Source organism: Azospirillum oryzae (assembly GCF_008364795.1).
Classification (GTDB): Bacteria; Pseudomonadota; Alphaproteobacteria; order Azospirillales; family Azospirillaceae; genus Azospirillum; species Azospirillum oryzae.
The window spans coordinates 522319-544782 of the sequence record NZ_VTTM01000002.1; the positions used below are offsets into that span (position 1 = coordinate 522319).

22 protein-coding genes are annotated in these 22464 nt (G+C 68.8%); 5 read left to right on the plus strand and 17 right to left on the minus strand.

Features of this window, described 5'->3' with window-relative positions; all coding sequences use genetic code 11:
• Nucleotides 1-30 precede the first annotated feature (30 nt).
• A complete protein-coding gene (locus FZ938_RS08470) occupies nucleotides 31-276 on the plus strand; it encodes a hypothetical protein (RefSeq protein WP_149198114.1) in 246 nt (81 codons plus the stop codon).
• Here FZ938_RS08470 and FZ938_RS08475 read toward each other — a convergent pair.
• A complete protein-coding gene (locus FZ938_RS08475; protein ID WP_246457741.1) occupies nucleotides 269-2416 on the minus strand; it encodes a hybrid sensor histidine kinase/response regulator in 2148 nt (715 codons plus the stop codon). The genes FZ938_RS08470 and FZ938_RS08475 overlap by 8 nt on opposite strands.
• Before the next feature lie 174 nt (nucleotides 2417-2590).
• The gene (locus tag FZ938_RS08480; protein ID WP_246457744.1) at nucleotides 2591-3367 is read right to left on the minus strand and encodes a TorD/DmsD family molecular chaperone; all 777 of its coding nucleotides are present in this window, start codon (nucleotides 3365-3367) and stop codon (nucleotides 2591-2593) included.
• 292 nt (nucleotides 3368-3659) lie between these two features.
• Here FZ938_RS08480 and FZ938_RS08485 point away from each other — a divergent pair, with 292 nt between their 5' ends.
• On the plus strand, nucleotides 3660-4049 hold the full coding sequence (locus FZ938_RS08485; protein WP_109157692.1) for a carboxymuconolactone decarboxylase family protein: 390 nt from the start codon (nucleotides 3660-3662) through the stop codon (nucleotides 4047-4049).
• A gap of 6 nt (nucleotides 4050-4055) precedes the next feature.
• Here FZ938_RS08485 and FZ938_RS08490 read toward each other — a convergent pair whose 3' ends face one another.
• A complete protein-coding gene (locus tag FZ938_RS08490; protein WP_149198117.1) occupies nucleotides 4056-4331 on the minus strand; it encodes a hypothetical protein in 276 nt (91 codons plus the stop codon).
• A gap of 118 nt (nucleotides 4332-4449) precedes the next feature.
• Nucleotides 4450-5109, minus strand: coding sequence for an XRE family transcriptional regulator (locus tag FZ938_RS08495; RefSeq protein WP_149198118.1), 660 nt, complete (start codon nucleotides 5107-5109; stop codon nucleotides 4450-4452).
• A gap of 93 nt (nucleotides 5110-5202) precedes the next feature.
• On the opposite strand from FZ938_RS08495, the gene FZ938_RS08500 reads away from it, so the two are divergent.
• The gene (locus tag FZ938_RS08500; RefSeq protein WP_085090016.1) at nucleotides 5203-5400 is read left to right on the plus strand and encodes a helix-turn-helix domain-containing protein; all 198 of its coding nucleotides are present in this window, start codon (nucleotides 5203-5205) and stop codon (nucleotides 5398-5400) included.
• A 71-nt stretch (nucleotides 5401-5471) separates the two neighbouring features.
• Here FZ938_RS08500 and FZ938_RS08505 read toward each other — a convergent pair whose 3' ends face one another.
• From FZ938_RS08505 to FZ938_RS08545, 9 genes are all read right to left on the minus strand, one after another.
• Nucleotides 5472-6407, minus strand: coding sequence for a ribose-phosphate pyrophosphokinase (locus FZ938_RS08505; protein WP_085090015.1), 936 nt, complete (start codon nucleotides 6405-6407; stop codon nucleotides 5472-5474).
• 202 nt (nucleotides 6408-6609) lie between these two features.
• Nucleotides 6610-7377, minus strand: a complete 768-nt coding sequence (pgeF, locus tag FZ938_RS08510; RefSeq protein ID WP_149198119.1) for a peptidoglycan editing factor PgeF — start codon at nucleotides 7375-7377, stop codon at nucleotides 6610-6612.
• 136 nt (nucleotides 7378-7513) lie between these two features.
• A complete protein-coding gene (locus tag FZ938_RS08515) occupies nucleotides 7514-8671 on the minus strand; it encodes a class I SAM-dependent methyltransferase (RefSeq protein WP_246457746.1) in 1158 nt (385 codons plus the stop codon).
• A 4-nt stretch (nucleotides 8672-8675) separates the two neighbouring features.
• Nucleotides 8676-9509 carry a prolipoprotein diacylglyceryl transferase gene (lgt, locus tag FZ938_RS08520; RefSeq protein ID WP_246457749.1) on the minus strand — a complete coding sequence of 278 codons (834 nt, stop codon included), beginning with the start codon at nucleotides 9507-9509 and terminating at the stop codon, nucleotides 8676-8678.
• A gap of 11 nt (nucleotides 9510-9520) precedes the next feature.
• Complete coding sequence (rfaD, locus tag FZ938_RS08525; RefSeq protein ID WP_149198120.1) at nucleotides 9521-10507, minus strand: ADP-glyceromanno-heptose 6-epimerase; 987 nt, start codon at nucleotides 10505-10507, stop codon at nucleotides 9521-9523.
• A 154-nt stretch (nucleotides 10508-10661) separates the two neighbouring features.
• Nucleotides 10662-12353 carry a 2-isopropylmalate synthase gene (gene leuA / locus FZ938_RS08530; protein ID WP_149198121.1) on the minus strand — a complete coding sequence of 564 codons (1692 nt, stop codon included), beginning with the start codon at nucleotides 12351-12353 and terminating at the stop codon, nucleotides 10662-10664.
• Between the two features lie 412 nt (nucleotides 12354-12765).
• On the minus strand, nucleotides 12766-13488 hold the full coding sequence (locus tag FZ938_RS08535) for an LrgB family protein (RefSeq protein ID WP_149198122.1): 723 nt from the start codon (nucleotides 13486-13488) through the stop codon (nucleotides 12766-12768).
• Nucleotides 13485-13880: a CidA/LrgA family protein gene (locus FZ938_RS08540; RefSeq protein ID WP_149198123.1), complete on the minus strand. Its 396-nt coding sequence runs from the start codon at nucleotides 13878-13880 to the stop codon at nucleotides 13485-13487. Before FZ938_RS08540 ends, FZ938_RS08535 begins: the two co-directional genes overlap by 4 nt.
• A 125-nt stretch (nucleotides 13881-14005) precedes the next feature.
• On the minus strand, nucleotides 14006-14455 hold the full coding sequence (locus tag FZ938_RS08545) for a pilus assembly protein TadG-related protein (RefSeq protein WP_149198124.1): 450 nt from the start codon (nucleotides 14453-14455) through the stop codon (nucleotides 14006-14008).
• Between the two features lie 367 nt (nucleotides 14456-14822).
• Here FZ938_RS08545 and FZ938_RS08550 point away from each other — a divergent pair, with 367 nt between their 5' ends.
• Both FZ938_RS08550 and FZ938_RS08555 read left to right on the plus strand, forming a co-directional pair.
• Nucleotides 14823-15014 carry a hypothetical protein gene (locus tag FZ938_RS08550; RefSeq protein WP_149198125.1) on the plus strand — a complete coding sequence of 64 codons (192 nt, stop codon included), beginning with the start codon at nucleotides 14823-14825 and terminating at the stop codon, nucleotides 15012-15014.
• A gap of 70 nt (nucleotides 15015-15084) precedes the next feature.
• Nucleotides 15085-16461, plus strand: coding sequence for a PAS domain-containing protein (locus FZ938_RS08555; protein ID WP_149198126.1), 1377 nt, complete (start codon nucleotides 15085-15087; stop codon nucleotides 16459-16461).
• Here FZ938_RS08555 and egtB read toward each other — a convergent pair.
• From egtB to rnr, 4 genes are all read right to left on the minus strand, one after another.
• Nucleotides 16458-17777, minus strand: a complete 1320-nt coding sequence (gene egtB / locus FZ938_RS08560; protein WP_246457752.1) for an ergothioneine biosynthesis protein EgtB — start codon at nucleotides 17775-17777, stop codon at nucleotides 16458-16460. The two genes, FZ938_RS08555 and egtB, sit on opposite strands and share 4 nt — an antisense overlap.
• A gap of 233 nt (nucleotides 17778-18010) precedes the next feature.
• Nucleotides 18011-18178 (minus strand): 50S ribosomal protein L33, encoded by a 168-nt coding sequence (gene rpmG, locus FZ938_RS08565; protein WP_012974790.1) that lies wholly within the window; start codon nucleotides 18176-18178, stop codon nucleotides 18011-18013.
• 156 nt (nucleotides 18179-18334) lie between these two features.
• Nucleotides 18335-19906 carry a S41 family peptidase gene (locus FZ938_RS08570; protein ID WP_246457754.1) on the minus strand — a complete coding sequence of 524 codons (1572 nt, stop codon included), beginning with the start codon at nucleotides 19904-19906 and terminating at the stop codon, nucleotides 18335-18337.
• 374 nt (nucleotides 19907-20280) lie between these two features.
• Nucleotides 20281-22437, minus strand: coding sequence for a ribonuclease R (gene rnr, locus FZ938_RS08575; protein ID WP_149198129.1), 2157 nt, complete (start codon nucleotides 22435-22437; stop codon nucleotides 20281-20283).
• Nucleotides 22438-22464: the final 27 nt, after the last annotated feature.

The window sequence follows — 22464 nt, forward strand, 5'->3', positions numbered from 1 at the left end:
GGCATTCCGCTGTCCATGCGAGGCCCAGCCATGCTGTCACGCGACCCTGAACGGCGCGCAGCCGCAAGCCGTGAACCGACCGATCGCCGCGCCGCCGGTCCAGATGCCGATGCCGATTCTTCCGGTCAGGCGCCGACGCCGGGGGAACTGAATGCGATGTGGAAGCTGAACCGTCTGGAGCAGCCGACCTTCGACGATCTGACCCGCGGCCTGTGCCTTGGTCTCGTCTGGTGCATGGCGATGTGGACGCCGATGTTCGTCAGCGCCCTTACGTGATCCCCTGTGGCGTGATCCCATCTGGCGTGATTCCCTCGGGCCGCGCCGATCCCGCCTGCACCAGCGATCGGATGCGGGCCGCAAGCTGGTCGGGGCTGAAGGGTTTCGCCAGGACGGACGCGGTGTCGGCGCCCATGGTGGCCAGCGACTCCGGGCTGTAGCCGGACGCCAGCAGCACGCGCAACTGTGGCCAGCGCTCGCGGATTTGGCGGGCGAGGTCGATGCCGGAAACACCGCCCGGCATGACGACGTCCGACACCACAAGATCGAAATTCCGGTCGGTCTCCAGCAGGGTCAAGGCCGACACCCCGTCTTCCGCGGTCTCTACCGTGAAGCCCTCCTGGGTCAGCCCCTCGACCGTCGCCATCAGCACCAGCGGATTGTCCTCCACCACCAGGATGCGCAGCTGGCGCAGGTCCGCCGCCGCAGCGGCCGGGGCTGGGGGCGGTTCGGGTGGCCGCAGGTCGGTCAGCGGCAAGTCGATGCGAACGCAGGTACCGTCGCCGGGCCGGCTGTCGATGGCGGCGATGCCGCCCGACTGTCGGGCGAAGCCGTAGACCATCGACAGCCCGAGCCCCGTCCCCTTGCCGACGCCCTTGGTGGTGAAGAAGGGATCGAAGGCGCGGGCCATCACCTCCGGCGGCATGCCGGCCCCGGTGTCGGAAACCGCGATGCGGGCGGTGCGCGGCTCCGGTCCGGGGGATGCTGCGATGCGGATGCGGCCGCCGCCGGGCATGGCGTCGCGGGCGTTCAGCACGAGGTTCAGGACCGCCATTTCCAACTGCACCGGATCGACGGCGACCGGCATCGGCACCGCGGCGATGTCCCAGCTTAGGGCGATGTCGGCACGGACCGACCGCTCCAGCAGGTCGGCCATCCGGCGCAGGCTGTCGCCCAGATCGACCACCGTCAGGTTGACGGCGTCCTGGCGCGAGAAGGACAGCAGTTGCCGGGTCAGCTTCTCCGCCCGATCCAGCGCGGTCCGCGTCCCGGCCAGGAAACGCTGGCCCTCGGCCGGCAGATGGCGGGCCATCAGATGCAGGTTGGCGAGCGCGGCGGTCAGCAGGTTGTTGAAATCGTGCGCCACGCCGCCGGTCAACTGGCCCAGCGCCTCCATCTTCTGGCTCTGGCGCAGCGCCTCCTCCAGCCGTTCGCGGTTGCGCACCTCGTCCGCCCAGCGCCGGACGGCGGCGCTTTCGGAGGCGGCGCGGCTGTAGGCCAGCCAGGCGATCAGCGCCAGCGCCAGTGTCGCCGGGGCGACGAAGGCGGCGTCCAGCGCCATGTTCCGCCACCAGGAGCGGGCGATCTGCGCCTGGTCCAGCCCATAGACGACATAGACCGGGAAATCGCCGACGCGCTTGTAGGCGAACACGCGCGACAGTCCTTGCACATGGCTGCGCCCGGTGCGGAAGATCCCCTCGCCCGGATGCCTGCCGATCTCGGCGCGCAGCCCGTGGTCGGCCGGCAGGGTTGGCAGTGCCGCCGTCGGCCGCGACGGGTCCAGGGTGGGGTAGCGCATCAGGATCGCGCCGTCCTCGCGGATCAGCGCGATGGATTCCCCCTCGTCGCCGATGACCTGCCGGTAGAAGCTGGCGAAGTAATCGGGATCGACGATGGCGGCGATCATCCCGTCGAAACTGCCGTCCGGGCCGCCGGGACCGCTGCGGCGCCGGCTGATGCCGAAGCTGGGTTTGCCGGTGGCGGGATCGGCGACCGGACCGGCGATGAGCAGACCGGAATCCTGTTCCCGCTGTTCCCGGAAATCCGCCCGATTGCCGACATAGGTCTTGTGCGACGGAAAGACGAGGCTGGAATTGCGCACGATCCCATCCGGATCGGTCAGCCCGATGGCGCCGATCTGGTCCAGTTCGCCTTTCAGCGTCCGCAGATATTGGTGCAGCGATTCCGACTCGGCGATCTCGCGCCAACTGCGTCCGTGGATGCGCTCGTCCACCCGGTCCAGCACCTGGGCCATGGTGTCGAACACCTTCAGCACATGCTCGTGCAGGATCAGTGCGTTCTTGCGGCTGTTCCGCTCGGCTTCTTCCTGGGCCTCCCACCGCTCGCGCCAGCCGATGCCGACGAACAGCACCAGCGGCAGGGCGACCGACACCGCCAGGAGGAGGCGCAGGAGGCGCAAGGACCCCCTGCGGTCGGTCCGACTGTCGAAGCTGCGAAAGGGCATCACCAACCATTGCCAAGGAAATGGACCGTGCCGACCCACGCCGGCAGAGCGAAGCCCGCCCCGGTCACCATGGCCCAAGCATTTAAGGCGGGGCAACTCCGACTTTACGGCAGGGCGCCGCCGGATGCGTCATGGGTCGCAGGTGCAGGCGCGGGGAAAGCGGCCTTCGGTCCAGCGGCGGCGGCGGCGGACATCGGTTCCATCCTCGGCCGGCCGCGGCAGTCCGCAGGCCTCGCCGAGCCGGTCGCGCAGATCGTCGAGCAGCGCATTGGTCAGAATGGCGATGCCGGCGAAGAAAGGCTCCCGGCAGCGGGTGGCGACCCGGCTGCAGAAGTCGGGAACCCAGCGCAGCGGATGACGGTCGAGAAAGCGCACGGCATCGATCATGCGGCCGCGATCGAGCAGCGCCGCCAGCAACGCCAGTTCCGCGGCGACATGGTCGTCCGGCAGCCGGTCGAGCGGCGACCGCCGCAACTCCGCCTCCAGGCCGCTTCGCCAGCAGGCCAGGGAAGCGGCGGCATCGGCCCGCAACTCCTCGTCCAGCCAAGAGCCTTCGGTCGGGCATGCGCGCAACTCGCCGCTCCGGTGGATGGCGGCGAAATCGGCAGCCAGCGGGGCGAGGCTGCGGCGGGTGATCCGGTCCGGCAGGTCGCTCACCACTTCGTCGACCAGGGCGGCGGCCTGCAGGGCGTCGTCGCGGTCGAGCGCCAGGGGGCCGCGGGCGACCGGGGCGTTGCGTAGCGCCTCCAGCAGGGCGGGAGTCGGCTCTTCGGCATGCAGATGGGCGAGAAGGCGCAGCCCCTCGGCGGTGGCGCCCGGATCCAGGCCGCCGGTCCCGGTGCGGTTCGTGACGGGGACCCCGCCCTGGCGGGGCGGTGACAGGGCTTCTAGAACCGTGCTCTCCACGCTGTTCCTCCCGGCAGTCGGGCCGGATCGGGCGAGAGTGCCGGGACCGGGCCGCATGGGAACGCTGCACGAATGGCTTTCGTGTCTTATGGAAGTCTTGCGGTGCCGCCGCTTGCGGCCGGATCATCGTCCGAACGTTTGCGCGATCTGTTGCAAGTCTCTACTACCAGGGGGGCAAGCATTGGTCAATGTGGCCGATGGATCGGGGAAAGCCCTAGGCCGGCGGTTGCCTTGCGACACGATGTCCGGCCTTATCGCAGGTCCCCCGTCCCACACAGGAGTTTCCGCCGCCATGCCGCTCCCCCTTATCGAACAGGCCGATGCCGCGCCGGAGGTCCGCGCCGTCTACGACGACATCAAGGCGACGCGCAACGTTCCCGACGTGAACAATTTCTGGAAGATGATCGCCCACCACCCGCCGACCTTGGCGCGGACCTGGGACAGCCTGAAGGAAGTGATGGCCCCCGGTGCGCTGGACCCGCTGGTGAAGGAGATGATCTTCGTCGCGGTCAGCGTCACCAACAACTGCCAGTACTGCATCCGCTCGCACGAGGCGGCGGCGCGCCGGCTGGGCATGACCGACGCGCAGTTCGGCGAGCTGATGGCGGTGGTGGGCATGGCGAACGAGACCAACCGCCTTGCCGTCGGCTATCAGGTGGAGTTGGACGAGCGGCTGAAGTGATCCGGGTCAGGCGGCGCGCGGCAGCGGCCGTGCCGCCGCCGCTTCCAAACGGCGTTGCGGCATGCCGTTGATCAGGTCGCTGCGGACGATGAAATGGGCGATGCTGCGGCCGTCGCCCACATCCTCGCTGGCGAGGCGTTCCACCCGCACCTCCACGTCCCAGCCGATGTTGGCCCAGGCGGTGCGGATGCGGCGGGCAAGTTCGCGGGCGCCGCGCTCGCTGAAGCTGTCGAGCAGGCCGGCCGACGGGCCAGGGTGGAAGCGGGGATAGGGCTGGGGCATGGCCAGGTCTCCTTGATCGGCTGCGGCACGCCGGACCGCCCGGCGATGCGATGACCAAGGAATAATCCAAAATGGATTTATTTGGCGACTGAAAGCCGATACCGAAGCGGTATAGACGTCAGGGCTCCTGCAGGCCGACCACGGTGTGCAGGGTTTCGAGGTCCTCCAGCGCCACGGCGAACTCGCGGTCGGCCGGGCGGTATTCACGCAGGATCACCGCATCGGTGACGCGGCGCACGAACTCCTTCACCAGCACCGCCTTGTTGCGTTTGACCACCACGACGCCGGCACCCGGCGCCGGCGGCTTGTGCGGATTGACATGCAGAAGCTGGGCCGGGCGGAAGCGCGGCATCATCGAGTCGCCGACCACATACATGGCATAGGGATCGCGGGCGTTCTTCAGGTAGTCGGGCCGGGCGATCCAGTCGATGGGGCCGTCATCCAGGAACATCTCCTGGTCCACCCCGCCACGCGCCGCCGCCCGCACCGGCATCGAAGCGGCAGCCTGCGCCGGCGGAACCGATGCCGTGCGGAGCAGCGGCGCGAGCGCCGGGCGGGCGGGGCGGGACGCCGCCGGGGGAACCGCCGGCACATCGAGGCCGAGCAGGAGCGCCGGCTCCACGCCCAACGGGTGGGCGAGCTTGACCGCCCAATCGACGGTCATCTTGCGCTGGCCGGTCTCCAGCTTGTTGATCTGGGGCTGGGAGGTGCCCGCCAGTTCGGCCAGCTTCTCCTGGCTCAGCCCGGCGGCCTGCCGCAGTTCACGCATTGTGGTCATGGGTCGTTCATACCAAATTGGCTTTGAAAAGTCCATAACTCCGGCATAAAGCCAGTTGCGCGTAGAACTCGGCTTGGTTTAAACCATAGCGGTATGACGCTCGACGACTGGCTCACCCGGACCGCAACCAAGGAAGAGGCCTTTGCCGCCCTGATCGGGACGAGCCAGGCCACGGTCAACCGCTACCGTCACGGCCGCCGCGTTCCCCGCCCCGCCGTGATGGCCCGCATCGCCGCGGCCACCGGCGGGCAGGTGACGGCGAACGATTTCCATGGGCTGGGGGAGGGGTGAGGGCCGATTGCGGCCAATAAAAAAGGCCCTTTCCCGATGGGAAAGGGCCTTTCCTGGTAACGCTGTCGCTCTTACGAGAACAGGCTCGACACCGACCGCTCCTCGCTGATGCGCATGATCGCTTCGGCGAGCAGGGGGGCGATGGTCAGCTGGCGGATGTTGCGCGACACGCGCACCGCTTCGGTCGCCTGGATGCTGTCGGTGGTGACCAACTGCTCCAGAGGCGACACGGCGACACGGGCAACCGCACCGCCGGACAGGACGCCATGGGTGCAGAAGGCGTGGACCGACTTGGCGCCGGCTTCCATCAGCGCGACCGCGGCGTTGCACAGCGTGCCGCCCGAGTCGACGATGTCGTCGATCAGGATGCAGCGGCGGCCATTGGCGTCGCCGATGATGTTCATCACCTCCGACACGCCGGCGCGCTCGCGCCGCTTGTCGATGATGGCGAGATCGGCGTCCAGGCGCTTGGCCAGCGCGCGGGCGCGCACCACGCCGCCGACGTCCGGCGACACGATGGTGACCTCGCCGATATTCTCGAAGGACTGGCGGATGTCCTTCTCGAAGACCGGGGCGGCCATCAGGTTGTCGGTGGGGATGTCGAAGAAGCCCTGGATCTGACCCGCATGCAGGTCCATCGTCAGAACGCGGTTGGCGCCGGCCTGGGTGATCAGGTTGGCGACCAGCTTGGCCGAGATCGGCGTGCGCGGGCCGGTCTTGCGATCCTGCCGGGCATAGCCGTAGTAGGGGATGACCGCCGTGATGCGCCGGGCCGACCCGCGCCGAAGCGCATCGATCGTCACCAGCAGTTCCATCAGGTTGTCGTTGGCCGGAGCCGAGGTCGACTGGACGACGAACACGTCCTCGCCGCGCACGTTCTCCAGGATCTCGACGAACACCTCCATGTCGGAGAAACGGCGTACGCTCGCTTTCGTCAGCGGCACGCCGAGACAGGTGGAGATCGCCTCGGCCAGCGGACGGTTGCTGTTGCCGGCAAGCACCTTCATCGGGGTCGGCTCTCTTTGCAGGGATACGGCTCAAGGCACGTTGGACGCTTGCGCGCCGCCGCCCCTTGAAAACGGGGCGGACCATAACAAAGGGCCGGGCCCATGTAAACGTTCCATGACGGTCGGGTCTTTCCCCATTGGGGAATGCCGCCCTGCGCGGGCGGCATGACCGTGGCCCTCGCCATTGCCCGTTCGGGCTGGTTCAGGTCTGCAGGACGATGGCCGAAAGGCCGCGGCCGTAATCCGATTCGCCCCGAAGGCAGGAGCGGCGATAGCTGAAGAAGCGGTCCTCCTCCGCCACCGTGTCGTTGGGGCAGCGCTGGATCACCGTGACGCCGGAGTCGCCCAGCCGGCGCGTGACGTAGGCGGCCAGGTCGAACAGGAAATGGCCGGGCTTGCGGGCAGGGGCGAAATAGTCGCGGTTGCGCGCGTCCTCCTCCTCGAACGGGGCGGGGAACTCCGGCCCCACCTCGTAGGAGCGCTGGGCGATGCAGGGACCGATGCAGGCGACGATCCGGTTCGGCTTGGCGCCCAGCTCCACCATGCGGGCGACGGTCGCCTCGATGACGCCGGCCCTGGCGCCCTTCCAGCCGGCATGGGCGGCCCCGATCACCCGCGCCTTGCTGTCGGCGAACAGCACGGGGGCGCAGTCGGCGGTCAGGATGCCAAGCGCGATCCCCGACTGGCGGGTGGCCATGGCGTCGGCCTTCGGCGCCGTCTCGGGTGTCCACGGCTCCTCCACCACCACGCAGGTCGGGCTGTGGACCTGATGGCAGGTGATCAGGTTTCCGGGCTCCACCTCCATACGCGCCGCGGCGCGGGCACGGTTCTCATGCACGGCCGCCGCGGAGTCGTTGGACCCCAGCCCGCAGTTCAGCGAGGCGTAGAGCCCGGTGGACACCCCGCCGGTGCGGGTGAAAAAGGCGTGGCGGATATGGGTAATGTCGTTCAGCGCGCCGAGTGTGATCACGAACGCCGTCCTTCCCTGTTCTGTGGCCTCCCGCATGCCCGGCAGGGCAGGGGGGGGCCGCTATGCACGGTCCGCCCGGATTGTCTTGGTGGCGGTTATGGTGCGGTGTCTCCAACCGGGGTCGGCACCCGCCGGGTCAGAAGCCGGCCGGCGGGTTGGCGTCGGCAAAGGCTCCGGGCGTGGCGAGCGCGACCAGCTTGAACAGCCTGCCCATTTGCGCCGGATCGATCAAGCGGTCCAGCGCGCCGCGGATATCCTGCGCCTGGGCCGGGCTGGCCTTGGCCGACAGGGCCGACGCCCGTTGGCGGATGCCCAGCCGGGTCAGCCATTCCCCCTGCTCCACCGGGCCGAAGGATTGGGCGCCACCCTCCCGCGCCGCGGCGGTGATCCCGGCGAAATCGACATGGGCCGTCAGGTCGGCCTCGCCCGGCGCTTCCAGCACGGGGGCGTAGGCATGGCGGCGCATCGCCTGCAGCGTGTCGCCGACCGCCGGACCCTGGGCATGGCCATAGTCGATCACCAGCGCGGCACCGGGGGCCGCGGCCAGCCGGGCGCCGATCAGCCGCGCCACCGCCTGCGACGCGGGGGAGACCTCGACCACGCTGCCGTCGGGCGCATCGCGGAGCGCGTCCGGCACCAGCCGGCCGCCGGAGCTGCCGAAGGCTTCCAGCACGAAGCGGAATCGCGGCTCGCCTTCCGTGCTGTCGGGGTCGATGTCGACCAGCCGCTCGAACCAGCCATGGTTGGTCTTCTGCACCTGACGGATCGGCAGGGCATCGAAGAACTCGTTGGCGATCAGGATGGTCGGGCCGTCCGGAACATCCTCCAGCCGGTCGTGCCACCGGACGGAGTCGCCCAGGAGCGGCTGCAGCGTCTGGCGCTGGCGGTCGCGCAGGTGCGGGCTGGTCTCCACCAGATGGACGATGGCGTTGTCGCGGAACAGCGGCAGCACCGCCGCCGCCCGCAGCACGTCGGCCATCAGCGTTCCGCGGCCGGGCCCCAGCTCCACCAGATGGAAGGGTCCGGGACCGCCCAGCCGCGCCCATGTGTCGACGCACCAGAGCCCGACCAACTCGCCGAACATCTGGCTGATTTCCGGCGCGGTGGTGAAATCGCCGCCGCTGCCGAACGGGTCGCGCCGCATGTAATAGCCGAAGCGCGGATGGCCCAGCGCCTCCGCCATGAAGGCGCCGACGCTGATCGGCCCGTCCATCAGGATCCGGCGGGCCAGCAGGCGCGCCAGAGTGTCCGGAGCGGCGCGCTCGTCCTCCAGCATGACGTCGGACCCGGCCATGGCGTCAGGCCGTGATGGCGTGGCGCCGGCCGCGGACGACCAGCCACAGTCCGATGGCCACCATCGGCAGCGACAGCAGCTGTCCCATCGTCGCGCCGGCGAACAGGAAGCCCAACTGCGGGTCGGGCTCGCGGAAGAATTCCACGATGATGCGCGACAGGCCGTAGCCGATCAGGAACAGCCCGCCGACCGTGCCCGGCCGATGGCGCAAAGCCGGCGTGCGGATGGCGATCGCCAGCAGGATAAACAGCACCACGCCCTCCAGCGCCGCCTCGTAAAGCTGGCTGGGATGGCGCGGCACCTGCAGCGGATCGCGCGGGAACACCATGGCATAGGCGAAATCGGGTGCCGGCCGGCCATACAGCTCGCCATTGATGAAGTTGGCGATGCGGCCGAAGAACAGCCCGATGGGCGCGCAGGCGGCGATGATGTCGCCGAAGACGAAGGGCGAGATGCCGCGGCGCCAGCAGAACAGCCCGATGGCCGTCAGCACGCCGACCATGCCGCCGTGGAACGACATGCCGCCATGCCAGACCTGAAGCGCGTCCAGCGGGTTTTCCATGTAGTAGGGCAGGTTGTAGAACAGCACATAGCCGATCCGCCCGCCCAGGATGGTGCCGATCACCGCCCAGGTCAGGAAGTCGTCGAACTCCTCGGGCTTGGGCCGCAGCTCCGGGTCGAGCCGCGCCAATCCCATGCAGTAGCGCCAGCCCAGCACGAACCCGGCCAGATAGGCCAGCGCGTACCAGCGGACGACGATCGGGCCGACGGCGACGGCGACCGGATCGATGGTGGGAAAGGCCACCATTGGCAAAGTGGCGGGCAGGATGGCGAACATAGGAACTCCGGTCAGCGGTACGGGTCGGGCTGCGACAGGAAATCCTGCACATAGCGCCGGACACCCTCTTCCAGCTCGGTGAAGGGCTGGTCGAACCCGGCGGCGCGCAGGCGATCCGTCGTCGCCTGCGTGAAATATTGGTATTTGCCGCGCAGATGCTCGGGCATGTCGAAGTACTCAATCCGGGGAGGCAGCCCCAGGGCGGCGAAGGTCGCCAGCGCGAGGTCCTTGAAGCTGCGCGCCTTGCCGGTGCCGACATTGAACAGTCCGCTGACCTCCGGATGGTCGTACAGCCACAGCATCACCGCGACGCAGTCGTCGACGTAAATGAAGTCGCGCAGCTGGCCGCCATCCTCGAAGCCGTCCTTGTGCGACTTGAACAAGCGTGCCGGATTGCCCGCCGTCAGCTGCGGATGCAGCTTGGCGACCACGCTCATCATGTCGCCCTTGTGGGCTTCGTTGGGGCCGTAGACATTGAAGAATTTCAGCCCGGCCCATTGCGGCGGCACGAGATCGCCACCGGCGACGGCGCGGGCGATGCGGCGGTCGACCAGATGCTTGGACCAGCCATAGGCGTTCAGCGGCCGCAGCCGCGCCAGTCCCTCGCAGGAGCCGTCATCGTCGAAACCGGCGGAGCCGTCGCCATAGGTGGCGGCGGAGGAGGCGTAGATCAGCCGGCAGCCGCGCCAGGAACACCAGCGCCACAGGTCCAGCGTCAGCGCCACATTGTTGGCGACGATCTTGTCGACGTCCCGCTCGGTGGTGGCGGAGATGGCGCCGAGATGGAAGACCGTGTCGATCTCCGCCGCATGCTGGTCGAGGAAGGCGAGCGTCTGCTCCGGCGGCACCAGCGCCGCGACCTCGCGCTTGGCAAGGTTCTGCCACTTCTCGCCGTCACGGAAGCGGTCGACGACCGCCACGTCGGTGATGCCGCGCGCAGCCAATGCCGCGACAAGGTTGGACCCGATGAAGCCGGCCCCGCCGGTGACCACGATCATAGCGCTGTCCGCTGTTGCTCGACGCGTTTCGTGGGGACTTATAGGCGGGTGGGGCGGGCGGGGCAAGGTTGGGGGCGTGCGGGCTGGCGATGCCCCCACCTAACCTCCCCCGCTGGGCGAGGGAGGTCAGGGTGGGGGTAACGAAGCCAGAACCTTACCGCGTCGCCCGGTTGGCCGCGCTCACCAGCGCCCGCAGCGAGGCGGTCACGATGTCGGCGTCGATGCCGACACCGAACAGCGTCCTGTCGCCGGTCTTCACCTCGACATAAGCGCAGGCCTGGGCATCCTCGCCGGAGCCGATGGCGTGCTCGCGGTAGTCGACGACGTGCAGGTCGGTGCCGCAGCCTTGGCGCAGGGCGTCCAGGAAGGCGTCGATGGGGCCGTTGCCCTTGCCCTTGGTGGTGATGATCTCGCCGTTGCGGCGCATCACCACGCTCATGGCGCGGGCACCGGAGTTCGGGCCGCGCGGCTCGGTTGAATGCTCGACCAGTTCCAGCGGGGTGTCGGCATCCAGATACTCCGCCTTGAAGGCGGCGTGGATGTCGGCGGGCGACAGTTCCTTGCCGGTCTCGTCGGCGACGCGCTGCACGACCTTGGAGAACTCGATCTGCAGGCGGCGCGGGATCTGCAGGCCGTAGTCCTTTTCCAGCACGTAGGCGATGCCGCCCTTGCCGGACTGGCTGTTGATGCGGATCACCGCCTCGTAGCTGCGGCCCAGGTCCTGCGGATCGATGGGCAGGTACGGGACCTCCCACTTGCCGGTGTTGGACTTGGTCAGCGCCTTCAGCCCCTTGTTGATCGCATCCTGGTGCGAGCCCGAGAAGGCGGTGAACACCAGCTCGCCGGCGTAGGGATGGCGCGGATGAACCGGCAGCTGCGTGCAGTATTCCGACACGCGGACGATCTCGTTGATGTCGTCGATGTTCAGTTCCGGATCGACGCCCTGCGTGAACATGTTCAGCGCCAGGGTGACGACGTCGACGTTGCCGGTGCGCTCGCCGTTGCCGAACAGGGTGCCTTCGACGCGGTCGGCACCGGCCAGCAGGCCCATCTCCGCCGCGGCGACGCCGGTGCCGCGGTCGTTGTGCGGGTGCAGCGAGATGATCGCCGATTCGCGGTTCTTCAGGGTGCGGCAGAACCATTCGATCTGGTCGGCATGCACGTTCGGCATCGACATCTCGACCGTGGCCGGCAGGTTCAGGATGACCTTGTTGGTGGGCGAAGCGCCCCAGGTCTCCATCACCGCCTCGCAGATCTCGACCGCGAAGTCCAGCTCGGTGCCGGTGAAGCTTTCCGGCGAGTACTGCAGGACGATCTCGGTCTCCGGCGTCTCGGCGGCCAGCTGCTTGATCAGCTTGGTGCCGGCGACGGCGATGTCGACGATGCCCTGGCGGTCCAGCCCGAACACCACGCGGCGCTGCAGTTCGGAGGTGGAGTTGTACAGGTGGACGATGGCGCGCTTGGCACCCTTGATGCCGTCGAAGGTGCGGCGGATCAGCTCCTCACGCGACTGGGTCAGCACCTGGATGGTGACGCCATCGGGGATCTTGCCCTGCTCGATGATCTCGCGGCAGAAGTCGAAATCGGTCTGCGAGGCGGCGGGGAAGCCGACCTCGATCTCCTTGAAGCCCATGCGCAGCAGCAGGTCGAACATCGCGCGCTTGCGGTCCGGGCCCATCGGCTCGATCAGCGCCTGGTTGCCGTCGCGCAGATCGACCGAGCACCACATCGGTGCCTTGTCCAGGGTGCGCGACGGCCACTGGCGGTCGGTCAGCTTCACCTGGGGGAAGGGGGCGTATTTGGACGGCGACTTCGGCAGGGTCGGGATGTTGGTGGCGGTGCTCATGACGTCGTTCGGCTCCACTGGCGGCCTCGGGCCCCGGTTTTCAGTGCGGGCAGGAGGCGGCGGATCGGAATTTGAAAGGCGGAGGGACCGGCGAGGGGTACGGCCGCAGAGCCGCCGGAAGTGGCTCAGCGACCGTCGGTAAGTCGCAGTCCCGGCCCCTGCCGGGCGACGCCGATGCCGGCGCCTTTGCAAACATCGCTCATGGAACAGACACTTCGACCGATGGAAACGGGATGAGAACGCGACAAACCCGGACGCTTAAAGCGCCGGGCCGAGAAGTCGAAGAAGGGCGTTCTTGCGGTCGATGGTGTTCATGGGGCGCACTGTGCGCAGGTGCGGCATGGCTGTCAAGCCCGGATTGGCGAAAATCGGACTGCGGGATGCACCAACCATTGCCGCCGTCAGCTCCAGATCAGCCCCAGATCAAATGGTACAGCGTCGGCAGCAGCAGCGCCGTCGCCAGCCCGTTCAGCCCCATGCCCAGCCCGGCGAAGGCACCGGCCACCTCGTTGACCTGCAGGGCGCGCGCGGTGCCGATGCCGTGCGCCGCCACCCCCATCCCGAATCCGCGGGCGCGCCAGTCCTTCACCCGGACAAGGTTCAGCACCCAGGTGCCGAGGCTGGCGGCGACGATGCCGGTGATGATGACGAACACCGCGGTCAGCGACGGCAGGCCGCCGATCTGCTCCGACACGCCCATGGCGATGGGGGAGGTGACGGATTTCGGCGCCATCGACAGGATGGTCACCTTTGTGCCGCCGCAGATCCAGACCAGCGCCACCGCGCTGAGCGCCGACGCCGTGGACCCCACCAGCAGCGCCACCACCAGCGCCAGGGCGGAGCGCCGCACCTCCTGGAACTGGTTGTAGAGCGGGATGGCCAGCGCCACCGTGGCCGGGCCGAGCAGGAAGTGGACGAACTGCGCGCCGTCGAAATAGGTGCGGTAATCGATGCCCGACAGACTCAGCGTGCCGGCGATCAGGATAACGGCGATCAGCACCGGGTTCAGCACCGGCCGCCGGCCCAGCTTCTCGAACACCCACAGGCCGATCTGGTAGGCGACCAGGGTGAGCGTCAGCCCGGCCAGCGGGCTGGCCGACAGATAGACCCAGATCTGGTGGAGATCGGCGCTCATGTCCGGTCTCCCTTCGCCGAACTCCCGGCCGGCTGCTCTTCCTCCAGCCGCGGATCGCCGCGGCTCAACAGGAAGGCCATCAGCTTGGCGGTCACCGCGATGCCGAACAGGGTGCTGCCGAACAGCGCGACGACGATCGGCAGCGCCTCCGTCTCCAGGCGGCTGACATGCACCATCACACCGACGCCGGCCGGCACGAACAGCAGGGACAGGTGACGCAGAAGCCCGCCTGCGGTGTCCTGGATGGCGGCCGGCACGCCGCCGCGCAGCAGCAGGCCGGCGAACAGCAGCAGCATGCCCAGCACCGGGCCGGGGACCGGCAGGTGCAGCAGGCGGGCGGCCAATTCGCCGGCCAGTTGGCAGAGCAGCAGGAGCGTCAGGGTTCCGAGCATCGCGGACTCCGATGGAAGGGGCGCTGTGCGTCCCTTCTACCGCAGTTGCGAAGGCGCCGGGCTGCATTCCGCGAATGCGAGCCTCGCGAATCGGCGATGAAGCTGACCGGAATGCGAAAGGGGTGTTATTGCAGCTTGGTGCGGGCGTGCAGGCCGCGGCGGACGACGGATTGGGCTTCCACCATCACTTCCTTCTTGCCGAACAGGCGCAGGAAGATGGCGTTGACGGTGGCGTGGGCGCTGACCGTCAGCGTGCCGGCCGCCGCGTCCTCGGCGATCGTCAGCGGCGACAGGTTCGAACCCAGGAAGCCGTTGGGAAAGGCCTTGTCGAAGAAACTGCGGATGTGGCCGTCGCGCTGCGAATCGAACATCACGCGGCCGCCGGCCAGGGCGGCGGCATCGACGGCCTGCGACAGCCGTGCTTCCACCGCATAGCTGCGGAGGGCGTCGACGGTGCACCCGGCGCCCAAAGCGGTCGGGATGGCGAGGATCAGCGCCACCACCAGAAGCAGGTGGCGGCCCGTCCGCCGGTCTTCGTGCCCGCCATAGGGCAGGGGACGATAGACCAAAGTCATTGCCGGCCTCCTAAGCAATTGCCTATGCGGAAAGGAGTGTTTTGGTTGGATGCATTACTCTTAGCATCATCCGACAAGCAGGCAAACCAGGAAATGCAGCAAAAGCACAGCAAAAATCGCGTCGCAAATTGCTATGTATTTTACGCAAAGGCGGTAACTCGAATTTGCGTTGGTGCATGCAAAGGGTAGAGTCATCCACAGCGGGTGGAAAGCGCAGCCTCGACTTTGAAAATGGTCCCGATTCGAAATAGAGCCGAGACAAAAGTGGGGCAACCGCCCTTCGATCGAGCGCCGTTAAGGGTTCCTTCGTCCTCTCCGCCGGTAGGCTGGCATCCTGACGCCTTGATCGATGCCGGAGCTGATAGCGATGCCGTTCTTCCAGATCCCGTTTCGCCACCGTTTAGAGGTGCGGCGGCCGGCCCGGCTGCTTGTGGATCATGCCCTGGCGGTTGCGCTGGTGGCGCTGCTGCTGCTCGGGCTGTCGGGGGAGGTTCGCGGCGCGTTGGCCGGCCTCATGGCGCAGGTAGAGGGTGCGCGGGCGGCGGTCGTGGCGCGCTGAACACGCGCGCGGCTTCTCCGTTTCCGTTCTGCCGGCTAGACTCGGCATGCAATGATGGGGAGACGGCCCGATGAAGGGCGGCGTTTGGCGCGTGGTGATGCTTGGTCTGGCGGTGGCGGCGGCCGCGCTGGTCTTTCTCGGCGTGGAAATCACGCAGCTGGCGGCCGACGACCGCACCGCCTTCACCCGCGGGCTGGCGATCTGTGGACTGGGCCTGCTGGCGGTCTGGTTCGTTTTCTCCCGCCTGTCGCGCCATTTCCGCGATCTCGGCCGGCTGTCGGACCGCCTGTCCGGCGCCCGCGGCCGGGTGGATCTGGAGCCGATCTCCGGCGGACCGGGCGGCGAGCTGGCGCGCCTGGCCGAAGCGGCGAGCCTGGCCCGTGGCGGCGAGCGCGGGCTTGGCGACGGACCTCTGGGAGCAGGACCGTTCGGGGGTGGACGCGCGGACCGGGCGTTGCGGGCGGTGCTGGCTTTGGCCAACGATCCCCTGCTGGTCCTCGACGAACTCGGGCGTGTGGAGCAGTTGAACCCTGCCGCCGCCCGGCTGCTGGCGGTGGAGGAGGGGGCCGACATCGGCAAGTCCCTGTTTCGCGACGATCTCGCCCGTGCGATGGAGCGGGCGCGCGGCGGTGGCGCCCCCGTCACCGCCGTGCTGCGCCGGATCGAAGACGGCGAGCTGTCGGCGCGGATCGCCGATCTGGGGCTGAGCGCCGGTGCGATTCTGTCCTTCCCTGCCCGCGGCATGGCCCATGCCGCCGGGCTCAGCGGCAAGCGCACGCTCAGCCTGCGGGCGGCCCAGGCCGCCGGCCCGCTCGGTGATGAAGAGCCGCTGGCGGCCCTGCCCTTCGTCGCGCTCTGGGTGGCCACGGCGGGGGTGGAGCCGGACAGCGGCCCGGTGATCGCAATCGGCACCGTGCGGCTGGTGGGTTCGCGCATCTTCCCCACCGTGTCGCTCGCCCTGCTGATCGACCCCATCGATCCCGTTCCGCCCGAGGCGACCGCCCGTCATGGCATCGGCACCGCCATGGTGGCGGGCGAGCGCCCGTTCGCAGCGGTGTGGCCGGCGATCCAGGACGCGCTGCACAACTGCATCGCCGTCGGCATCGGAATCGACTCAAGCGTCGCCGCCCTCGCGCGGTCGGCCGCTCAGGCCGGTATCGCCGATCCGGCGCTGCCGCCGTCGCTTGACCTCGGGGCATTGGCGGCGGCGCTGGATCCTGATTTGGCAGATGCGCCGCCCGACCGGCTGGCCGAGGCATTCGGCGTGCCCCGCCACCCGCGCAATGCCTCGCAAGAGGAGGGCCCGCAGAGGGAGGCGCTGTTCCAGGCCGAATTGGCCGTGGCGCTGCTGTCCCGCCTGACCGAGCGCGGAATCCTCACTCAGGGGCAGGCGCGGGCGCTGACCGCCGGCGCGGGCGCACAAGTCTCCCCGCAAGCCTCTCCTTAAGCGTCTTCCGCCAGCCGGAACCCGCTCACCGACAGCCGGATCTCCGGCCGCAGATAATGCCGCGTCCAGGGGCCGGCATGGTCGAAGGGCGTCAGACAACTGCCTCCGCGCAGGACCATGCGGTTGACGGCAAGCCGGCCGTTGACCGCCTCGTCCGGGACCGCCTTTTCCGCGCCGTGGGGCCGGCGGTAGCCGGGATAAGTCAGGAAAGCGTCGCCGGTCCATTCCCACACGTCGCCGCACATCTGCCAGGGGCCGGTGCCGTGGCAGGTCCCGGCGCGGGGGTGGCGGTGGCCGGTGCCCAGCAGATTGCCCATGCTGTCGCAGCCGGCGGCGACCGTCTCCCACTCCGCCTCCCGCGGCAGGCGCTTGCCGGCCCAGCGGGCATAGGCATCGGCCTCGTACCAGCTGACATGGCAAACCGGCTCATCCGGGCCGAGCGGCTGCATGCCGTACAGGGTGAAGACCTGCCAGCGGGCGCCGGACCCGAAGCCGCCGCGCTCCCAATAGAGCGGGGCGCTCCAACCCTCGGCGTGCGCGGTCTCCCAGCCGTCCGTAAGCCAGAGCGAGCGGTCGCTGTAACCGCCGGCGTCGATGAAGGCCAGGAATTCGCCGCAGGTGACCGGGCGGGCGGCCAGCCGGTAGGGTTCCAACCAGACGCGGTGACGCGGCCCCTCATGGTCGAAACCGGGCAGCGGCGCCGGCCTGCCGACCTCGACGAGGCCGCCGGGCTGCTCCAGCCAGCCATCGGGCGGGGCGCCGAGATGCGGGTGGTCCGGCGCCTGTTCATAGGCCGGGCGCAGCGGGTTGCACCACAGGGCATGCTTGATGTGCAGCAGCATCCGCTCCTGATGGCGCCGTTCATGGGCGATGGCCATCATCAGCGCCGATTCGGCGGCCTCCCACAGCGACTCGTCCAGCGCGTCGATCAAATGCAGCACCGCGCCGTTGATCTGGTCGCGGTGGCGCATGATCTCGGCCGCCGTCGGACGCGACAGAACGCGGGGAGGCGCGGGACCTCCGTCGGTGCGGGCGGCGAACAGGTCGAGGAAGGCCGGGTCGGCCGGCCGGTAGCCGGGACTGAAGGGAATCAGCACCGCGACCTCGAATAGCCAGCTCGTGTGGGCGAGATGCCATTTCGCCGGCGCGCCATCCGCTACCGTCTGCACCATCAGGTCTTCCGGCGACAGGGTGGCGACCAGTTCGGCGGTGCGGGCGCGCGCCTTCTGGAAACGGGTGGCGATGGTCTGCCGCCGCTCGGTAACGGTTTGGGTGGCGGCCGGGTCGGCGCTCAGGATGGGATGTGTGTCGGGCACGGGCGGTCCCTCCGAAATCCGAATCTTTCGGAGAGTGTCCACCTGGAGCGCCTCTTTTGGAATGCATGCATCCGTGGTGTGGCCGTCACCGCAAATAGCGGCTGCGACAGGACGCCGCATCGGCAATGCCATGGGAGATGCAGGGTGGCGCGTGCGCCGATGACCCAAAACGAAAAGGCCGCCCAAAAAGGCGGCCTTGTTCATTCGAAGCACAGCTCAGTGTCGGACAAGCCTTACTTGATCTTGGCTTCCTTGAACTCGACGTGCTTGCGCGCCACCGGGTCGTACTTGCGGAACGACAGCTTCTCGGTGGTCTTCTTCGGGTTCTTCTTCTTGACGTAGAAGAAACCGGTGTCTGCCGTGCTCACCAGCTTGATGAGGACGGTGTTCTGCTTGGCCATGATCTCGATCCCGACAAAAAATCCGTGCCCCGCCGGCCCGGCGGGGCGGCGTCGTAGCGGCGGAAAATACCGTCTGACGCCGCAATGTCAAGCGTTATGGGCGGTGAAATCGGCGTCCGACGGCAATTGCCACAGCGCCGCCGCCCTCCGGCCCGCTCAGCGCTCCGCCACGGTGTTGACCACCGCGGAGGCGACCGCCCGCTGGTACAGCGCCGGTTCCGCCAGCAGCCGCATGGCGACCTGCAGGTCCAGTTCCGGCTCATGCTCCTTCCACGGGCAGGCTTCGCGCAGGGCGTTCAGCGCATGCTCGTCGTCGGCCGCCTTGGACCGCCAACTGGCGATCTGGGCCGGGCGCAGCCGCCCTTCGCGCAGGTCGGACAGCAGCGCCTCCGGGTCGGTCTGGCCGGCCCGGCTGGTGCAGACGGTGGGCTGCACGCCCTGGCGATGCAGGGTGTAGCCGGCCGGCGTGTAGATGCGGCTCCAGGTCAGGAACAGCTCGCCGTCGTTCGGCAGGCGGTTGACCGTCTGGACGCTGCCCTTGCCGTAGCTGGACGCCCCCACCACCACCGCGCGGCCGGAGTCCTGCAGTGCGGACGCCACCACCTCGGCCGACGAGGCGGACCGGCCGTCGACCAGAACCACCAGCGGCAGCCCGTCGAGCAGGTCGTCCGGGTTGGCGTCGAAGCGCTGGCGGCTTTCGGGATTGCGTCCCTCGGTGGAGATGATCCGGCCGCGGCGGATGAACAGGTCGGCGACCGCCACCGCCTGGTCCAGCAGCCCGCCCGGATTGCCGCGCAGGTCCAGAACCATGCCCTGCAGCGTCGGGCCGGCCGCCTGCCGGATGGAGGTCACCGCCGACCGCAGGCTGGAGGCCGTGGTGGCGTTGAAGCGGTCGAGCTTGACGATGCCGACGTCGCCGGACAGCGAATAGGTGACGGTGTTCGGCACCACCCGTTCACGGCGCAGGGGCAGGCGTCGGGGAGCACCGCCGTCTCGGGCGACGGTGAGGGTGAGCAGGGTACCGGTGGGGCCGCGCAGACGCTCGCGCATGTCCGCCGCGGTCATTCGGGTCGTCAGGTCGCCGTCGATGGCCAGCAGCAGGTCGCCGCCGACGATGCCGGCGCGCTCGGCCGGGCTGTGCGGCATGACGTCGTGTACGGTGACGCGGCCGTTGGCGGCGCTGTCCAACGAAATTCCGACGCCGCCATAACCTTCGCGCTGGGCGCGCTCGTTGCTGGCGCGCTGGACGCCGGTATAGCGGGAATAGCCGTCGAGGTCGGCGGTGACGCCGTCGAAGACGACCTGATACAGCCGTTCCGGCGTCGCCTTCGCCAGGATCGGCGAATGGCTGCGGGCGCGGTCGATGATGCGGGTGGTCAGAACCGCCCAGCCGGCGGCATCGCGGTCCGCCGCGGCACCATATTCCGCCGCCAGCGCGCCCGACACGTACAGGCGTACGGTGTTGCCGGTCTGCTCCACCGTCACCGACGGATCGATGGTGCTCAGGCCCTTCAGCCCGTCCATTCCCAGCCGGTCGAAGGAAACCGGGTCCAGATAAACCTCGGCGATCTTGCCGAAGCCGACGGTGAAGACCTGCTCCGTCACCGGGGGCGGCGGCGCGGTGATCGCGACCTGCGGTTGCCCGGCGAAGGCGGTGGTGGCGAAAAGGGCTGCGGCGGGAAGCTGGAACGCAAGATGGCGGAGCGAACGGCTCAGGCGGCGCGCCATGTTCGACATCGCGGGGAACCGAAAAGGCGGCGAGTCAAAAGGCGGCACTTGGGACGGTGCATTCGGATCGCACACGCCGTGATCGCACAGGTTGTGATCGAACTGGGCCATGGGGCGAACCGCGGCCTCCCTTTCCTGCAGCCGGACCGGACGAGGATGTTGCCGATCCCGGATGGGTGATAGATACACCTTCGTTCAGGAGGCCGGGCGGGACAAAATTACGGGCCGCACCACAATGTCGCGGATTGTCCGATTCTGTGTCGCCAAGGTCACGCTGGTATGGTGGCGATGCGGCCAAAGCTTGGCCGGGCCACGATTCGGCCACATTGCTCAAGCGTTGCCATTGTGCAACGGTGTCGGCGGTTTCCGAGTCGTCAGCCTGAGTCGGCCAGCCGGAAAAGCGTGCTGCCGCTGACCGGATCGGCCTCCACCAGCACCACCTTGACCGGGCCGCTGAGGCGGTACGTCCGCCCCGTACGCTGCCCGACCAGCGCGTGTGCGGCCTCGTCATGATCGTACCTGTCATCGGGCAGGCTGCTGGCCGGGATCAGGCCGTCGGCACCGCTTTCGTCCAGGCGGACGAACAGCCCGAAGCGACTGACGCCGGAGATGCGGCCGCTGAAGCGTTCACCCACCCGGTCGGCCAGGAAGGCGGCCGTATAGCGGTCCACCGCGTCGCGCTCCGCCACCGCGGCACGGCGTTCGGTGCCGGACAGATGCTCGCCGATCTCCGCCAGTCGGGCCAACGTCTCGTCGTCCAACCCGCCGACGCCCAGCCCCAGCGTGCGGATCAGCGCCCGATGGACGATCAGGTCGGCATAGCGGCGGATCGGCGAGGTGAAATGGGCGTAGCGGTGCAGCGCCAGCCCGAAATGGCCGATGTTGTCCGGGCTGTAGGCGGCCTGGGCCTGGGCACGCAGGATCACCTCGCTGACCAGCGGCGCGTGCGACGTGCCTTCGACCTTGCGCAGGATGCGGGTGAAGTGGCTGGGCGTCAGGTCGATGCTCTTGACCAGCGGATGGCCGATTTCCGCCAGGAAGCCGCGCAGCGCCTCCATCTTGTCCATCGAGGGACGGTCGTGGATGCGGTAGAGGCCGGGCATGCTGCGCCGCTCCAGCACCTCCGCCGCGGCGACGTTGGCGGCGATCATGAACTCCTCGATCAGCCGGTGGCTGTCGTGGCGTTCGCGTCTGGTGATCTCGGCGACCCGGCCGCGCTCGTCGATCCTCACCCGGCGTTCGGGCAGGTCCAACTCCAGCGTGCCGCGCTTGGCGCGCGCGGCGGCGAGACGGGCGTACGCGCCGAACAGCGGGGCGATCGCACCCTCGGCCAGCGGCGCCGTCACCTCGTCCGGCCGGCCGTCGTGGCACTCCTGCACCTGTTCATAGGTCAGCCGCGCCGCCGACCGCATGAGTCCGCGGACCAGCCGATGCCGGATCAGCACACCGTTGCGGTCGATCCACAGGTGGAAGGCCAGACAGGCGCGATCCTCCCCCGGTCGGAGCGAGCACAGCCCGTTCGACAGCGCCTCCGGCAGCATCGGCACGACGCGGTCGGGGAAGTACACCGAGTTGCCGCGCTCGTACGCCGTCCGGTCGAGCGCCGATCCGGGGCGTACGTAATAGGACACGTCGGCGATGGCGACGATCAGGTGCCAGCCGTCCGGATTCTCCGGATCGCTGTCCGGTTCAGCCCACACCGCGTCGTCGAAGTCGCGGGCGTCGGCGCCGTCGATGGTCACCAGCGGGATGTCGCGCAGATCCTCCCGCTGCATCAGCGCCGGCACCGCCGCCAGTTCCGCCTCGCGCAATGCCGCATGCGGGAAGCCGGTGGGGATGCCGTGGGCGTGGATGGCGATCAGGCTGAAGGCGCGCGGTTCGTCGGTGGAGCCGAGACGCTCCACCACGCGGGCCTGCGGCTGGCCGGCGCGCCCTGCCGGCAGGATGTCGGCAAAGACGAGATCGCCCGGTTCGGCCTCGCCGCGATTGAGCGGCAGCACCAGGAACTCGGTCTTGTGGCGGCGGTCGGTCGGGTGGATGCGCCCGCCATCGGCGCTCGGCCGGTAGACGCCGAGGATGCGGCCCTCGCGCTCGCCGTCTATCCGGCGGATGACGCGGGCCTCGTACAGGCGGTCGTTGATGCGGGCGAGCTTCGCCAGCAGCGTGTCGCCGACCGCCAGCGGCTTGTCCTCGCCCCGCGATCTTTTTTCCGGCAGCAGGAAGATGCGCGGCGGGTCGCCTTCGCCGGTCCAGGTCAGCGGTCGGGCCGACAACTCGCCGTCCGCGTCGGCGCCGGTGACCAGCAGAACGGCGACGGCGGGCAGCGCCTGCGGCGGGGCCATGCGCTTGTTGCGGCCACGCTCCACCGCGCCGTCGGCCTCCAGTTCGCGCAGCAGATCCTTCAGCGTCTCGCGGTCGGCCGATCCGGACAGCTTGAAGGCGCGGGCGATCTCGCGCTTGCCGACCGGGGTGGTGCTCGACCGGATAAAGGCGAGGACGGCGTCCTTGCTGGGGAAATGGCTGTCGGTCACGGGGCGGGGAGTCCGTCGGTTCTTTTC